Raw genomic sequence first — 16,260 nt, 5'->3', positions numbered from 1 at the left:
CTCCGGTCTTCTGGTCAGTCGGTGGTGACGAGTTGCAGCCGCAGCAGGGACGCCGTGAGCGGCTCGCCCGGGTCCGGCCGGGCCGGGGGTGGCGCCTCGGCCGGCGCGTCGCCGTCGAGCCACAGCCGCCGGCGCCGGAACACCGGCCGGGGCAGCGGCGCCCGGCGGACCGGACCCGGCGGCGCACCGCTGAGCACGAGGTGGGCGTTGGTGCCGCCGAGGCCGAACGAGCTGACGCCGGCGACGCGTTCGGATCCGGCGGGCCAGCCGACCGGTTCCGTGGTGGGGTGCAGCGGCGAGCGGTCGAAGTCGAACCGCGGGTTCGGGGTGTCGCAGAACAGGGTCGGCGGGATCGTGCCGTGTTCCAGGGCGAGCGCCGCCTTGAACAGCCCGGCCATCCCGGCGGCGCTGAGCAGGTGGCCCAGGTTCGACTTCACGCTGCCGATCTCGATCCGGCCGCCGGGCCGGTCGCCGAAGACGTCGTTGAGGGCACGCAGCTCGATCGGGTCGCCGATGAGCGTGCCGGTGCCGTGCGCCTCCAGCATCGTGATGTCGGTGGGGCGCCGGCCGGCGGCGGCCAGCGCCTGCCGGACCACGTCGGCCTGGGCGGCCGGGCTGGGGGTGGTGACGCCCATGGTGTGCCCGTCGTTGTTCACCGCCACACCGTCGATCACGGCGTGGACACGGTCGCCGTCGGCGAGCGCGGCCGCCAGCGGTTTGAGCAGCACCACACCGCAGCCCTCGCCGGGCACGAAGCCGTCGGCGCGTTCGTCGAACGTCCAGCACCGGCCGGTCGGGGACAGCGCCCGGGCGGCGCTCAGGTCGAGGTACGTCTCCGGGTCGAGCAACACCTCGACGCCGCCGACGACGGCCAGCTCCGACTCCCCCGCCAGCAGGCTGCGGCAGGCGACCTGCACCGCGACGAGCGACGACGAGCAGGCGCTGTCCACGACCAGGTTCGGGCCGCGCAGGTCGAAGTGGTGTGCGACGCGGGCGGCGATGAAGTTCTGGTCGGAGCGCAGGACGTCGGTGCGGATGGGCACGCGCCGGCCGTAGTCGGACAGGCGCGCCCCGGCCACGACGGCGACGCGCCGGCCGCGCAGTTCGTCCGGGGCGTACCCGGCCTCCGCCAGGCACTCGGCGGTGCCTTCCAGGAACATCCGGATCGCCGGGTCCAGGCAGCGCGCCTCGTCGTCGCCCATGTCGAAGTAGCCGGGATCGAACCACTCGATGCCCTCGACGAAGCCGCCCCACTTGCTGATCGACCGTCCGAGGCCGGGCTCCGGCGAGTACCAGCGGCGGTGGTCCCACCGCTCGGCCGGCACCTCGGTGACCGCGCAGCGCCCGTGCAGCAGGTTGTCCCACAGCGTCGCGACGTCGGTCGCCCCCGGGAACCGGCAGGCCATGCCGATCACGGCCACCCGCCGGTCATGGTCCGGCCGCGCGCCGCCGCCCGCCGCCGCCGTCGGCACGGGCTCGTCAACGGGTACGGGCGAGGTCACGGGTACGGGCACAGTCACCGCCTCGGGCGCAGTCACCGCCTCGGGCACACTCACCGGCGCGAGCCCGGGAGTCGCCGCCTGCACGCCGAGGTGGGCGGTGAGGCGCTCCAGCGTGGGGTGAAGCAGCAGCGTCGCCGGGTCGAGATGGGTGCCGAGCCGCTCCTCGATGCGGACCAGCAGCTCGCCGAGCAGCACGGAGTCCACGCCCAGGTCGCCGAACTCGACGGTCGGGTCGAGGTCGCGCTCGGGAATGCCCAGTGCCGCCGAGAAGATCCCCACGAGCCATTCCGGCGGGGCCACCGGCCCGCCCGACGCCACCGCGATCGGGGCCGGGGCGGGGGCCGGGGCCGGGGCCGGGGCGGGGGCGGGGGCGGGGGTGGGCGTACCGGCAGGCGGAGCGCCGCCCACGACGGGAGGTGACGCCGGCGCCGGACGGCGCGGGCGCAGCCGCAGCAGGGCGTCCGGGTCGGGGGCGTCGCCGAGCGGCGGGCACGGCAGCACCACCGCGCCGGACGGCAGGGCTAGCACGCGGTCGACGACACGTAGCCCGGCGGCGTCGTCCAGCGGGGCGAGACCGGCCGGCGCGCACGGGTTGGGGCGTCCGCTCGTGGATCCGGTCTGTGCCCACTGCGGCCAGTCGACCGCGCGGAACTCGGTACGCCCGGCGGCGATCGACGCGCGGACCAGCTCGTCGACGGCGATGTTCGCGGCGGCGTAGTCGGAGACCCCGGCGGCCAGCCCGGTCACCGTGGCACACACCGAGGAGAACACCAGGAAGAAATCGAGCGGGTCGGCGGCGCACAGCGACACCAGGGTCTCGAAGCCGTCCAGTTTGGGCGCCAGCACCGCGCGGACATCCGTCAGGTCCTTGTGCAGGAACGCCGGGTTGCCCCGGCTCTCCACACCGGCGCAGTGCACCACGCCCCGCAGCGGGCCGAGTTCGGCGCGGACCTGCCGCAGGAAGTCCTCGACGCCGGGGAACCCACCGGCGTGCTGGAGCACACGCACGCCGCGGGCGCGCAGGTCGTCCGCGACGCCGGTGTCCGCGTGGACGCCGACCAGGGCGATCGACCGGGCGCCGTGACCGGCCAGGTGCCGGGCGACGAGCGCGCCGACGCCCCGGGTGCCGCCGGTCACCAGGTAGGCCGCGTCCGGGTCGCAGCGCAGCGGCGCATGGGGCGCCGGTACGAGGTCCAGGCGCGGCCGGTGCCGCCGGCCGTCGGCGTACCGGACCTCGCCGTAGGCGTCGCCCCGTGTCCACTCGGCCAGGATCCGGGCGGCGAGATCGGTGTCGTCGCCGGGCCGGTCGGTGTGCAGCACGGTGGCGGTGACGCGGGCGTACTCGGCGCCGAGGACCTTGACGAAGCCGGCCGTGCGGACGTCGCCGACGTTCGTGTCCAGGATCCGCAGCGGCGTGCCGGGACGCTCGGCCAGCAGCCGCTGGATGATCCGTACCCGGGTCTCCCAGCCGGGTCCGCCGGGCAGGCCGACCAGCCCGCCGACCTCGGGCACGCGGGACAGCACGGCGGTGAGGTCCGCGACGTCGTGCACGGCCAGGCCGCCGAGGCGGGCGACGAGATCCGGACCGCCGCCCACGCACAGCATCACCCCGGCCACCGGCGAGGCGGCCGGTCCGGGATCGTCGTCCGGCTCCCACCCCTTGACGTAGAGCGGGACGTCGGCGGGTGGCGGCGTCGTCGGCCCGACGATCGGCGCCTGCGTGCCGGACGGCCCGGCGCCGGCCGGTACGTCCTCGGGCACCCAGCACCGCATGCGGGCGAACGGGTACGCCGGCAGGTCCACGACGGTCCGGCCCGGCTCGTGGAGCGCGGCCCAGTCGACGGCTCCGCCGGTCACCCAGTGCCGGGCGAGGTCGGTCAGGTTCGCGCCGGACGGCGGCACGGCGTTCGGGTCCGGCGCGGCGGGGGCGCGGCCGCGCAGCACGGCGGGGTCGGTGCGGTAGGCGGTGAGGCGTTCGCACAACGTCGCGACGTCCTCGACCACGACCGCCAGCCGCTGCCGCAGCGGCTCCCGGCCGACCTGGAGCGTGTAGGCGATGTCGGCGAGCGCCGGCCCGTCGTGCGCCAGCAGCGTGGCGGCGTGGTCGGCGGCCGAGCCGGGGTGCTCCCCGGCGGCGATCCGCCGGACCGCCGCGACGAGGTCCGCCGGGCTCGGTGCGCGGTCCCGGCGCAGGTACGCGACGAGCCGCCGCACCATCTCGTCGAGGCGGTCCTCGTCGTAGGCGGACAGGACGACGAGCTGCGGGCCGGGCGGGGCGGCCGGGCGGGTACGGGCCGGTGGCGCGGCGACGATCGCGTGGGCGATGGTCCCGCCGGCACCGAACGAGCTGACGCCCGCGACCCGGGGGCCGGTCCACTCGGCCCGCTGCCGCTGCACCCGGAACGGCACGGCGTCCCAGGGGATGTTCGGATTGAGTTCGTCGGCGTGCAGCGACGGCGCGAGCACGCCGTGCCGCAGTTGCAGGATGACCTTGGTGAGACCGGCGAGTCCGGCGGCGGCCTCGGTGTGCCCGATCGTCGACTTCACCGAGCCGATCGGGATGCTGCCGGGCGGCAGGTCGGTCCCGGCCGCGTCCCGGTAGGCCCGGGTCAGCCCGTCGATCTCGACCGGGTCGCCGAGCGCCGTGCCGGCGCCGTGCGCCTCCACGTAGCCGATCTCGGCGGGTCCGGTGCGGGCGTCGCGCAGCGCCCGCCGTACCACGTCGGCCTGCGCGACCGGGCTGGGCACGATGTAGCCGTTCGTCCGTCCGGCGTGGACGACGGCGGTGCCGCGGATCACGGCGTGCACCGGGTCGCCGTCGTCGAGCGCCCGCCGCAGCGGCTTGAGGATCAGCGCGCCGGCCCCTTCGGCCGGTACGAACCCGTCGCCGCCGGCGCCGAAGGTCCGACTGCGCCGGTCACTGGCGGTGAGCTTCATCCGGTGCTGCTGGATGAACTTGTTCGGGTGCAGTGACAGGCTCACCGCGCCCGCGACCGCCAGTTCGGCCTCGCCGCGGCGGAGGCTCCGCACCGCCAGGTCGAGCGCGACCAGCGCGGAGGAGCACATCGTGTCCACGGTCAGGCTCGGGCCGTGCAGGTCGAAGCAGTACGACACCCGGTTGGCGATGCCGCCGAGCGTCGCGCCGGAGTCCTGCGGGACGCCGCGCAGCGTGCGCTCCGCCCCGAACAGCGGGTACTCGTTCCACATCGCGCCCGCGTACACGGCGACCGAACAGTGGTGCCGCTCCCGGAGCCGGGCGCGGGTGTATCCGGCGCTCTCCAGCGCGGCCCAGGTCACTTCGAGGAACAGCCGTTCCTGCGGGTCCATCAGGGCGGCGTCGCGGGGGGTGATGCCGAACAGCAGCGGGTCGAACCGGTCGACGTCGTCGAGGTATCCGCCGTCCATGAGGTGGGTCGGCCATCCCGGTCGCGCCCGGTGCGGCGGGTGCGGGGTGACGCAGTCGCGGCCGCCGGCGAGGTTGTCCCAGAACGCGTCGAGGTCGGGCGAGCGCGGGTAGCGTCCCGCGACACCGATCACCGCGATCTCCGTCTCGCCCTCCTCCCCCGGCGCCGGCTCCACGGTGACGGCCGGAGCGGGCACGACGGCCGGAGCTGGCGGTGCGGCCGGAGCTGGCGGTGCGGCGGACGCGACAGGTGCGGAGGGCTGGGCGGCGGGTGCGAAGGGCTGGGCGGGTCCGGCGGGAGCCACGCCGGCGGGTGCCGTACGACCGGCCGCCGCCAGCGCCGCGGCGACCTCGGCGAGCGTGGCGTGCTCGAAGAACAGCGTTCGCGACCGTTCGCCCAGGTCGCTCTCCAGCCGGGCGGTCAGCCGCGTCACGAGGAACGACGACAGACCCAGCTCGGTCAGCGGCAGGAGCGGGTCGACGGACTCGGCGGGCAGGCCGGACACCTCGGCGTACACCTCGACCAGGTAGGCCCGCAGCGACCCGGCCGCATCGCCCGGCCGGGTGACGGGTGGGGCCGGCGGCGTCGCACCGAAGGGGTAGCCGGGCAGCGGCACCCGCGGGCGTGGTTCCGGCCAGTACCGCCGCCAGTCGACCAGGCCGCCACCGACCCAGTCCGCGGCGGCGTCGGCGTCGGTCGGTGCGGCGGCCGGCGCGGACGGCGCACCGGCGACGCCGTGCAGCACCCCGTCGCGGGCCTCGCCGCGCAGGTAGGCGTCGAGTCCGCCGACCAGGTCCGCGACGCTCGCGCACCGCACGGCGAGCCGGTGCGGCAGCGGCATCCGGCCGACCTGCGTGGTGTACGCCACGTCGGCGAGGTCGAGTGCCGCGGTGGAGACGTGCTCGCGCAGCCGGTACGCGGACCGGCGTAGCCGCTCCGGATCGGCGGCGGAGAGGACGACGGCGTGGGCTGGATCGGTCTGTTGCGTCACGGCACCTGCCCGCCTGGGAAGGGTCGACGGCCGAGGGGCCCGGCCGAGTCCTCACGCTAGGCAGTCGTACCCGCTTCGCCTGCTCAACGTTGAGCAGGCCGCTCGCTTGCGGCGCCCGCTCAACCGTGAGCAGACACGCCGTCGGCCGTCCCCGTAGAAACGGGCCGGAACCGGCGATCTCACCTGAGGAGCGAACCGATGACCACGACGGTCGAGCCGTACCGCGCGCTGAACCAATCGTCGCTGCCGCTGGAGCGGGTGCTGCACACGCTCAACTCCGGCTTCATCCTGCACCGGGTCGGCCAGATGGCCTACGGGTTCGCCGCCGAGGGGCGCCAGTTCAGCGTGGACCTGCTGCAGTACATAAACACCTCGCAGGAGGGCGTCGCGACGTCGTTCGCCTTCGAGGAGGTGTTCGGCGGCCGGGACCGGATGCACTGGTTCATCCACCTGAAGTCCCCGCAGGACTACCGGATCCTGCTCAACATGGTCGACCACGACCTGGAGTTCCGCCGGATCTCCGACGAGGACCGGCTGCCGCACAAGGGCGGCGGCAACTGGGACCGCATCTTCGTCCACCGCAGCCTGCACGAGGACGTGCTCGTACCGCAGCACGGGATGGACCACGACGGCGGCGACGCGGAGCCGACGACCTTCGTGCCGCCCGCCTCGTCCCAGCTCAACCAGCCGGCGGAGCAGCAGATCAACTCGGCGACGGCCGGCGCGATCGTCATGCGGACCTCGGACGTCAAGTACGAGTTCCGCGAGGAAGGCCGGATGTACGCGGCCCACTGGCAGCACTTCGTCAACGAGCGGCTCGCCGGCCGGGTCACCGCGACGTTGTACGAACAGACCTGGGGCCAGCAGGACCACCTGTTCCAGCTGATCCACCTGCGCAGCGTCGACGACTACCACGAGCTGGCCGAGCTGGAGCGGAGCAAGGAGATGGCCACCGAGGTGTTCGGCCGGCGCCGGCTGCACGAGTCCAAGGGCGGCGGCGCCTGGGACCGGCTGTTCATCGAGGGCAGCATCCGCGACACGCTGCTGCTGCCGCAGGTGCCGAGCGGCGCGGCCTGAGCACCGATGGCGTACCGCACGATCGAGCTCCGGCGTGAGCCCGGGCTGTTGCGCGTCACGCTGGCCCGGCCGGAGCGGCGCAACGGGATCGACGACGAGACGCTGCGCGAACTGCACGCGGCGCTCGACGAGGCCGAGGGCGACGCCGCCTGCCGGGCGGTGGTCCTGGCCGGGCGGGACGGCGTGTTCAGCACCGGCATGGACTTCCGGAGCGCCGCCGGTGACGGTGGCGCCTCCGACGGCGGCGCGGCGTTCTTCGCCCTGCTGGAACGCTTCACCACGATGCCGCGGGTGGTGGTGGCGCAGGTGGACGGGCAGGTCGCCGGCGGTGGTGTCGGGTTGGTCGCCGCCAGCGACTTCGTGCACGCCACCGCCCGCAGCACGTTCGCGCTGCCGGAGGCGCTGTGGGGGTTGCTGCCCTGCTGCGTGCTGCCGTTCCTGGTGCGGCGGGTCGGGTTCCAGAAGGCGTACGCCGCGACGTTGAGCACGCAGACGATCGCCGCGGCCGAGGCGTACCGGATCCACCTCGTCGACGAGGTCGCCGAGCGTCCCGAGACGGTGCTGCGGCAGCTGCTGTTCCGCCTCAACCGCCTCGACCCGGTGGTCGTCGGCGACGCCAAGCGGTACTTCCGGGCGTTCTCCGGCGTCGACGACCGGCTGCGCGAGCACGCGGTGACCGAGTTCGGGCGGCTGATGTCGGCGCCCGCGGTGCGGCAGCGGATCACGGAGTTCGTCGCGCACGGCCGCTACCCCTGGGAACGGTGATCGCCGTGCGCGCGTGGGTCTTCCCGGGGCAGGGCTCGCAGCACCCCGGCATGGGCGAGGGGCTCCTGGACCGGTTCCCCGCCGAGTGCGCCACCGCCGAGCGGATCATCGGCGTGCCGCCGGCGCGGCTGTGCCGGGACGCCGAGGGCGAGTACCTCGGCCGCACCCGGTACGTGCAGCCCGCCGTGTTCCTGGTCAGCGTGCTGGCCGCCCGAGCCGCGCTGGCGGACGGCCGTCCGCCACCCGAGGTGGTGGCCGGGCACAGCCTCGGCGAGTACGCCGCGCTGCACCTCGCCGGCTGTCTGGACTTCGACAGCGCGCTGAGCCTGGTCGTGCGCCGCGGGCGGCTGATGGAGAGCGTGACCGGCGGTGGCATGGTGGCGGTGCTCGGCCTGCCGCTGTCGCGGGTGACGGAGCTGCTGGCCGAGATCCCGGACGTCGACCTCGCCAACCACAACCTGCCCGACCAGTTCGTGCTGGCCGGCGGCACGGCGGGCGTCCGCGCGGTCGTCGACGCCGTGCGGCGGCTCGGCACCGGCCGGTGCGTGCCGCTGGCGGTCAGCGTCCCGGCGCACTCGCGGTTCATGGCCGGTGCCGCGGAGGCGTTCGCGGTGGCCCTGCGCGACGTCGCGCCGGGACCGCCGTCGATCCCGGTGGTGAGCAACGTGACCGCCTCGCCCCATGTCCCGGGCGAGATCCGGGGCACGCTGCTGCGGCACTTCGTCGAGCCGGTCCGGTGGTGGGACACGATGTGCCTGCTGGCGCGGTCGGGGGTCACCGAGCCGGTCGAGGTCGGTCCCGGTGAGGTGCTGACCAAGATGTGGCGCCGGGCCGCCGGGAGCCTGCCGCCGCCCGCCCCCGGCGGGCCGCTCGCCCTCGCCGCGCCTGTTCCGCCGCCCGCGCCGTCCACCCCGGCCACACCGCCCGCACCGTTCTCGCCGGTCGCACCGGCCACGGCCGTCGCGCCGCCCGCGCCGGCCGCGCCTCCGGTGGCAGCGCCGTCCGTGTCGGTGGCACCCGGTCCCACTACCGGGCCGCCGCCGGCCGCCGCGTCGCGTCCGCGCCCGCCGGGCTCGTCCGGGCTGCGGTCCGACTACGGCATCCGGTACGCCTGCCTGGCCGGGTCGTCGCCGTTCGGCGTCACGTCGCCGGCGTTCCTGCGACGGCTGTCGGAGGCCGGGCTGCTCGGCTTCTTCGGCGCGCAGGGCCTGGCGCCGCCGGAGATCCGGGCCGCGCTGGCCGAACTGCGCGGCGTCCGCCGGTACGGCATGGCCTGGCCGTCCGGCGGCGACGAGCGGGCGCTGTGCGATTTGTACCTCGCGCACGACGTCCGCCATGTGGAGGTCACCGGTCCGCTCGCCGTGGTGTCGCCGCAGCTCGTGCGGTTCCGGCACGGCGACGGTCCCCGGCAGCTCCTGGTCCGCGCCCCGGACCTGGCCACGGCGGTCCGGTTCCTGCGCCCCGCCGACCCGGCGACGGTACGGGCGCTGGCCGCCGCCGGGCACCTGGACGGCGTGTCGGCGGTCGCGGCGGCTCGGGGACCGGTCGCCACCGACGTGGCCGTGGAACGGGACGCCCACGCGCTGGTGCCGGCCCTGGTGGCTCTGCGCGACCGGGAGGCGCCGGGGGCGCGGATCGGGGTGGCCGGGGTGGGCACCCCGGCGGCCGTCGCCGCCGCCTTCGCGCTCGGGGCCGACTTCGTCGTCACGACGACGCTGAACCAGTGCACCGCCGAGGCGGCCACCTCGGACGCGGCGAAGGATCTGCTCGCCGCGCTCGACGTCACCGACGTCCGTGAGGCGCCCGATCCGGACCTGTTCGAGCTCGGCGCGCGGTCTCCGGTGGCGCACCGGGGCACGCTGTTCGCGGCTCGTGCCGAGGAGCTGTACCGGATGTTCCTGCGCTACGACCGGCTGGCCGACGTCGGTCCGCGGCGCCTGGCCGAGTTGGAGCGGACGCACTTCGGCCGTCCGCTGGACGAGGTGCGCGCCGATCTCGGCGTCGCGGGGCGGGACGACCGGCGCGCGCTCGCGTCGGTCTGCGCCGCGTACTGCCGGGAGGCCACCGCTGCGGCCCTGCGCGGCACGGCGGGTCAGCGGCTGAACTACCGGGTGCCGGCCTCCACCGACGTCGGGGCGTTCAACCGGCTGGTCGCGGCGGAGCCGCTGGCCGGCTGGCGGGCCCGGCACGCCGAGCTGGTCACCGAACGGCTGCTCGGCGAGGCAAATTGACCTAAATCCTTAAAAAGGCCAGCCGACTCCCATTCCGCTGACAATCACCCGCTACGAACCGGACGGAGGTGGAAAAATGCCTGGTCATTGCTCTGCGTAGACACCTGTCACCCAATTAGTTACGATGACGGCGGCCATTAACACCGCTCAATCAAGCGGTGTGCGCACCCCTCACCCGCGCCCTCCGAAAGGCCCCTTGCATGCATTTGCTTCACTGGATGAACGCGCGCCGAACCCGGGAGAAACCAGACACTGCGGATGGATGGACAGCGCAGGCCGCGTCATGATGCCGCCCATCAGAAACGTCTCTGCCTGGGGAAACGTGGGCGGCTCGCCACATCGGAGGGTGCACGGCTTGCCGAGCGCAACCAACGGCACGAACGGCCGGCACGGGCCGCATTGCAATTCAGACAGAATGCCGACACCCGGCTAAAGACTATTTGCCGGTGTTGCGGCTGCCCCGTCAACGATTGATAGCGTCACGCATTTCACCAGCGAACGATCAGGAACCTGACAACACGCCCGAGCCACGACATCGGGTGCCAGGAGGCCTCCTTGCGAATCGCCGGCGCCACCACAAGTTTGCGTAACGAGCTGCATCGGCTGATCCGGGACGACCCGACTTTCGCCGTCCGCACACACGTCCCGCGAGGCGGGGCCGCGTACAACTCCGGCGACCACGATCTGCGGATGTACCTCGTGGAGGTCGGTCAGTTCAAGACCATCGCGTCCTCCGCCGACGGCAAGCAGTGCCTGCTGTCGATTCACACGCGGGGCGACATGTTCGGTGAACTCGGCCTGCTCGGCGGGCCACGCCACGACACCGCCCGGGCCATGCGCGACAGTGTGATCAGGAGAGTCAACTCGGCGAAGCTGTTCGACCTGCTCAGCAGCGACGAGCAGCTCAACTGGCACTTCACCCGGTTCCTCATGGCCAAGCTGCTCGACCAGCAGCAGGCCATCACCCAACTGGTCACCATGGACAGCGAGCACCGGCTGGCCGCGACCCTGCTGCGACTCGCCCGGAAGGTGGGCCGGCGGCTCAACCTCGGCATGCAGATCGACGCGAAGATCACCCAGGAGGAGCTGGCCAGCATGGTCGGCACCACCCGGTCCCGCGTCGGGCTGTTCCTCAAGCACTTCCGCGCGGCGAAGCTGGTGGATCAGCTGCCCGGCGGATATCTCCTGATCAACGAACCGGCGCTGACCCGCTACGTGGAGTGCGGCCAGTACGAGCCCGTCCGGTGGGGCGCCGACCCGATCCGGCCGGTGAACGGCGCACGCCTGCTGCGCGGCGACCGCGAGCTGTCCGCGTGAGCACCGTCCTGCTCCTCCTGCACGGAGCCGCCCTGCTCGTGGCGCTGCTGCTCGTCGGCGGGATCGGACGCGCCACGGCGCGGCTGTTGCGGCAGCCGCCGGTGATCGGGGAGATCGTCGCCGGTCTCCTCGTCGGCCCGGCCATCGTCCTGTCCGCCGGTCACGACGGGCTGGCGGCGGTGCTGCCGGAGGACGTACGCGCACTCCTGCGCCTGGTCGCCGAGGGCGCGCTCGTGCTCTTCCTGGTGGGCCTCGCGCGGGAGCTGCGGGTCGGGCCGGCGCGCGACGACCGCAGGCTGGCCTGGGTGACCGCCGGGGCGCTCGTTCCGGCGCTGGTCTGCGGCGTGCTCGTCGCGCTGTGGGTCCAGTTCGTCGCCGGCCCGGCCGTACGCGGCGACGCGCCGATGCCGGCCTTCGTGCTGGGCGTCGCGGTCACGCTGTCCATCACCGCCGTACCGGTGCTGGCGCGGCTGCTCACCGAGCGGGGCCTGGCGGAGACGGCGGCCGGGGCCCTCGCGCTGGCCGCCGCCGTGGTCGTCGACGTCGTCGGCTGGCTGCTGCTGTCCCTGGCCGTCGGCCTGGGCGCCGGGGATCCGGCGACCTTCGGGCGCGCGATGGCCGTCCTCGCCGGAGCGTTGCTGCTGGCCGGCGGGATCCGATGGGTGCTGCGCCGCGGCCGGCCGGCACTGTGGTGCGGCCGGTGGCCCACCGCCGGCGCCGTCGTGCTCGGCGTGGTGGCTCTCGTGGTCGGCTTCGGCGTCCACCAGCTCGGACTGACCGCGGTGTTCGGCGCGATCCTGGTCGGCCTGGCGGTGCCGCCCGGCGAGCCCTGGGACGCGCCGACCGCCGCCGTGTCGCGGCTCGGGCGGTCGCTGCTACCGATCTTCTTCGTCAGCGCCGGGCTCACCGCGCTGACCGGCGCGGTCGCCAGCACGCCGTGGTCGCTGGTGGTCGTCGTCCTCGTCCTCGGCCTGGCCGGAAAGATCGGCGGCGGCTATCTCGGTAGCCGGCTCGGCGGCTGCTCGCCCGCGGAGGCCATCCGGATCGGCATCCTGCTGAACACGCGCGGGCTCACCGAGCTCATCGTGCTCCAGGTCGCGTTCCAGGCCGGCATCCTCAGCCCGCCGCTGTTCCTCGCCCTGCTCATCATGGCGCTGGTCACCACGCTTCTGACCGGTCCGCTGCTGTCGTCGGCGGACCGGTTCTGGCCGGCCGCCGACGCCGGCGACAGCGCCTCGGGGGCCGTGTCCGGCCCGTCGGTGGTGAGCCCCCGATGACGGGTACGCGGTCAGGCCGCCGCCATGTCGCGCAGCTTCAGCACCGAGCGCCAGTTGCGCGTCGTCCCGACCACGCCGGTCCGCTTCTCCACGAAGGCATTGCTGAGCTTGCTGCGCCCGTACCCGTCGGGGACGTGCACGAACACGTCCCGGCCGAGCAACGTCAGCGTGCCGGTCTCGCCGGGCGGAGCGGCGAGCGCCGCCTGCTTGTCCGCGCCGGGATCGCTGGCGAGCATCGTGACGAGCAGCTTCGTGTGATCCGTCTGGACGTCGAGATACGGGTTGGCGGCGATCATCGCGTCGAGTTCGGCCAGGCTGCGCAGCAGCACCGGCACGTCACGGCCCCACCGCTGCTTGATGCCCCTGTCGATCTCGGCCAGGATCGCGACCTCGTCGGTCTCCGGGCAGCCGAACACGACGTTGCCACTCTGGATGTACGTGGCCACGCCGTCGAAGCCGCAGGAGACGAAGACCTCTTTCAGCTCCGTCATCACCATCGAGCTACCGCCACCGATGTTCACCGCGCGCAACAGAGCGACGTATCTCGTCATGACCCGGGATGGTAACCGGCCGGGCCGATCGCGGGCGCTCAACTCTGAGCAGACACGCCCGGCCGTCGGTCGTACAACGTCAGGGACCGCGACGGTGAGGGATCCACGAAGAGGAGAGGACCGAGGATGATCACCACGGCGGTCGGCATCGAGGATCTCCACGTCTACCCCGGGCGGGCGTACGTCGACGTGCCCGGCCTGTTCGAGGCGCGCGGCCTGGACCCGTCGCGGCTGCCGAACCTGATGATGCGCAGCCGGTCGGTGAGCCTGCCGTGCGAGGACCAGGTGACCCACGCGGTCAACGCCGCCCGCCCGCTGGTCGACGCGCTGTCGCCGGAGCAGCGGGAGGCGATCGAACTGGTGGTGGTCGCCACCGAGTCGGGGCTGGACTTCGGCAAACCGATCAGCACCTACGTCCACGACCTCCTCGGCCTGCCGCCGCGCTGCCGGTCGTTCGAGGTCAAGCACGCCTGCTACGGCGGCACCGCCGCCCTGCAGAGCGCGGCGGCGATCATCGCCGCGAGCCCGGCCCCGGACGCGCGGGCGCTCGTGGTCGCCACCGACATCGCCGGCGTCGCGGCGGCCGGCAGCTACTTCGAGCCGTCGGAGGGCGCCGGGGCGGTCGCGATGCTGGTCAGCCGTACGCCCGACGTGCTGCGGCTCGACCTGGGCGCCAGCGGTTACCACACCCAGGAGGTGATGGACACGCTACGGCCCCGCCCGGACGTCGACGTGGTGAACTCCGACCTGTCCCTGCTCGCCTACCTCACCTGTCTGGAGCGTTGCTTCGCCGCCTACCGGGACCGGGTCGAGGGCGCGGACATCGTCACCACGTTCGACCACCTCGTCTTCCACATCCCCTTCGCCGGGATGGTCAAGGGCGCCCACCGTACGCTGCTGCGCAAGACCACGCGCATGCCACCGGCCGACATCGACAGGGACTTCGCGGCGCGGGTGGCCCCGTCGCTGTCGTACACGAGCCAGATCGGCAACCTCTACTCCGGTTCGCTCTACCTCGCGCTCTGCTCGCTGATCGACCACGCCGACTTCACAGTGGCCCGCCGGATCGGCCTGTTCTCCTACGGCTCCGGCTGCGGGTCCGAGTTCTTCAGCGGAGTCGTCACGGAGCGGGCCGCCGACCGGCTCGCGGCCCGCCCGCTCGCCCGCGCCGTCGAGGAACGCCGCCGGCTCACCGTCGCCGAGTTCGACGACTGGAACCGGCACACCGCCGACCGTGCCTTCGGTGTCCGCGACGCCGTCCTGGACACCGCCCCCTACCGTTCCGTGCTGGACAGCCACGTGGCCGGCCGGGGCCTGCTGCTGCTCGACCGGATCGAAGACTTCCACCGCGTGTACCGGTGGAGTTGAGCGCACCATCCGAGGGAGGACCCATGAGTGTGCCCACGTCCGCGGTCGTCGTGCCCGACCTGCTCCGGCACCGCACCGGCCTGATGCCCGAGCAGGAGGCGATAAACGTCCGCGGCAAGACGGCGATCACCTACCGGGACTGGGACCGGCGCTCGAACGCCGTCGCCCGCGCGGTGCTCGACCGGCTCGGCGGCACCGGCCGGGGCGCCCGGGTGGCGCTGCTGTTCGGCGGCGACGACTGGATCGACTACGCCGTCGCCTACCTGGGCGTACTCAAGGCCGGGGCCACCGCCGTACACGTGAACGACACGATGCCGGCGGTGGAGCTGCGCCGACGGTTCGACCAGTGCGCGGTGGCCGGGGTGATCCGCGGCGCGGCGCTGCCGCCGTGGCGGGACGACGCCGGACGCTGGTCGGTGGTCGTCGCGGACCTCGACCAGGGCGACACCGGCGACATCGACACCGGCGTCACCCCCGACGACATCTCCGACATTCTCTACACCTCCGGCACCACCGGCCCGGCCAAGCCGTTCACCAACCCGCACGGCAATCTGACGTACGGGCGCGGGTCCGCCGCCCTCGGGCAGCTGGTCGACCCCGCGCCGCTGCTCGCGCCGATGCCGCTGGGCACCACGTCGAGCGCGACGACTGTCGCGGTGCTGGCCACCACGACGCCGTCCCCGCTGATCGTGCGCTCCCCCGACGACCCGGAGGAGATCGCCCGCCTGCTCGCCACGCACGGCTGCGCGACGCTCATCCTCACGCCGTGGACCGCGATCCGGCTCGCCGCCATCCGCCCGCAGGACCGCTACGACCTCAGCTCGGTCAAGACCATCGGCAACGCGTCGGCGATCATGCCGCCGCGCATCGCCCGCGACCTCCTCGCGGCCATGCCGAACGCCACCATCGCCAACGCGTACGCGCAGTCCGAGGCGGTGCCGGCGATCATCCTGGGCAACGTCGACCCGGATCGGCCGATGTGGCTGGGGCGCCCCGGACGCGGCACCGAGATGCGTGTCGTCGACCCGCAGGGCGAGCCGCTGCCGCCGGGCGAGCTCGGCGAGGTGTGGCTGCGCTGCGAGGCGCCCAAGCGGCTGTACCTCGACCAGGCACTCAACGCCCGCGTGCACGCCGGTGGATGGACGCGTACCCGTGACCTCGGACGCGCCACCGCCGACGGCGAGCTGTTCCTGTTCGACCGGATGACCGACGTCATCACCACCGACGGGAAGCTCGTGTCGTCACTGGAGGTCGAGGCCGCGCTCTACGACCACCCCTCGGTACGCGAGGCCACAGTCCTCGCGCTGCCCGACCCGGAGCACGGCGAGGTCGTCGCCGCCGTCGTGGCGGCCGACCCGGCCCTGGACGACGCGACGCTCGCCGCGTTCCTCGCGCAGCGGCTGGAGCCGCACCAGGTGCCCGCCCGCATCCACCGCCTCGACGCGCTGCCCCGGGGAGGCACCGGCAAGGTGCTGAAGTACCAGTTGCGGCAACGTTTCGGCGGCTGACCTCGACATCCTCTCCGGCCCGGAAGGACGGAGAGGATGTCAAAACGTGGCGCACTCGTACACGCTGCCTCGGCGTGGTGGCAGTGGCGGCGGCCGCATCCGGCGACCGGATCGACTGGCTCGGAGTCCTGGCCGTCGCGTGGGCGCTCCACATCGCCGTCGATCGTGCCCTGGGTTACGGCCTCAAGACCACTCGGGGGTTCGAGCACACCCACCTCGGCCGGATCGGTAGGGCGCGGCGTGCCGGCGCGTCCGCCGACGGACGCTGA

At 73.8% G+C, this 16,260-nt stretch carries 10 protein-coding genes; 8 read left to right on the top strand and 2 right to left on the bottom strand.

Annotated elements, in window-relative coordinates:
* Positions 1 to 14 precede the first annotated feature (14 nt).
* The gene (locus C569_RS0100685) at positions 15 to 5,897 is read right to left on the bottom strand and encodes an SDR family NAD(P)-dependent oxidoreductase (protein WP_018783893.1); all 5,883 of its coding nucleotides are present in this window, start codon (positions 5,895 to 5,897) and stop codon (positions 15 to 17) included.
* A gap of 198 nt (positions 5,898 to 6,095) precedes the next feature.
* Here C569_RS0100685 and C569_RS0100680 point away from each other — a divergent pair, with 198 nt between their 5' ends.
* The 5 genes from C569_RS0100680 to C569_RS0100660 all read left to right on the top strand — a co-directional run bounded on the left by C569_RS0100680 (position 6,096) and on the right by C569_RS0100660 (position 12,564).
* Positions 6,096 to 6,974 (top strand): DUF6039 family protein, encoded by an 879-nt coding sequence (locus tag C569_RS0100680; RefSeq protein ID WP_018783892.1) that lies wholly within the window; start codon positions 6,096 to 6,098, stop codon positions 6,972 to 6,974.
* Positions 6,975 to 6,980: 6 nt separating this feature from the next.
* Positions 6,981 to 7,739, top strand: a complete 759-nt coding sequence (locus tag C569_RS0100675; protein ID WP_018783891.1) for an enoyl-CoA hydratase-related protein — start codon at positions 6,981 to 6,983, stop codon at positions 7,737 to 7,739.
* A gap of 5 nt (positions 7,740 to 7,744) precedes the next feature.
* Positions 7,745 to 9,970, top strand: a complete 2,226-nt coding sequence (locus C569_RS0100670; protein WP_304412559.1) for an acyltransferase domain-containing protein — start codon at positions 7,745 to 7,747, stop codon at positions 9,968 to 9,970.
* Between the two features lie 555 nt (positions 9,971 to 10,525).
* Positions 10,526 to 11,287 (top strand): Crp/Fnr family transcriptional regulator, encoded by a 762-nt coding sequence (locus C569_RS0100665; RefSeq protein WP_026267550.1) that lies wholly within the window; start codon positions 10,526 to 10,528, stop codon positions 11,285 to 11,287.
* Positions 11,284 to 12,564 (top strand): cation:proton antiporter, encoded by a 1,281-nt coding sequence (locus tag C569_RS0100660; protein ID WP_018783888.1) that lies wholly within the window; start codon positions 11,284 to 11,286, stop codon positions 12,562 to 12,564. Before C569_RS0100665 ends, C569_RS0100660 begins: the two co-directional genes overlap by 4 nt.
* 11 nt (positions 12,565 to 12,575) lie before the next feature.
* Here the strand turns inward: C569_RS0100660 and C569_RS0100655 are convergent, their stop codons facing one another.
* Positions 12,576 to 13,115 (bottom strand): DUF1697 domain-containing protein, encoded by a 540-nt coding sequence (locus tag C569_RS0100655; RefSeq protein WP_026267549.1) that lies wholly within the window; start codon positions 13,113 to 13,115, stop codon positions 12,576 to 12,578.
* Between the two features lie 126 nt (positions 13,116 to 13,241).
* Here C569_RS0100655 and C569_RS0100650 point away from each other — a divergent pair, with 126 nt between their 5' ends.
* The 3 genes from C569_RS0100650 (at position 13,242) to C569_RS29585 (ending at position 16,260) form a co-directional block, all read left to right on the top strand.
* The gene (locus C569_RS0100650; RefSeq protein ID WP_018783886.1) at positions 13,242 to 14,483 is read left to right on the top strand and encodes a hydroxymethylglutaryl-CoA synthase family protein; all 1,242 of its coding nucleotides are present in this window, start codon (positions 13,242 to 13,244) and stop codon (positions 14,481 to 14,483) included.
* A gap of 23 nt (positions 14,484 to 14,506) precedes the next feature.
* Positions 14,507 to 15,991: a class I adenylate-forming enzyme family protein gene (locus C569_RS0100645; RefSeq protein WP_018783885.1), complete on the top strand. Its 1,485-nt coding sequence runs from the start codon at positions 14,507 to 14,509 to the stop codon at positions 15,989 to 15,991.
* A gap of 74 nt (positions 15,992 to 16,065) precedes the next feature.
* Positions 16,066 to 16,260 (top strand): DUF4260 family protein, encoded by a 195-nt coding sequence (locus tag C569_RS29585; protein ID WP_018783884.1) that lies wholly within the window; start codon positions 16,066 to 16,068, stop codon positions 16,258 to 16,260.

This window comes from Micromonospora sp. CNB394, assembly GCF_000374985.1.
Taxonomy (GTDB): domain Bacteria; phylum Actinomycetota; class Actinomycetes; order Mycobacteriales; family Micromonosporaceae; genus Micromonospora; species Micromonospora marina.
This window is presented reverse-complemented; position numbering and strand designations above follow the sequence as displayed.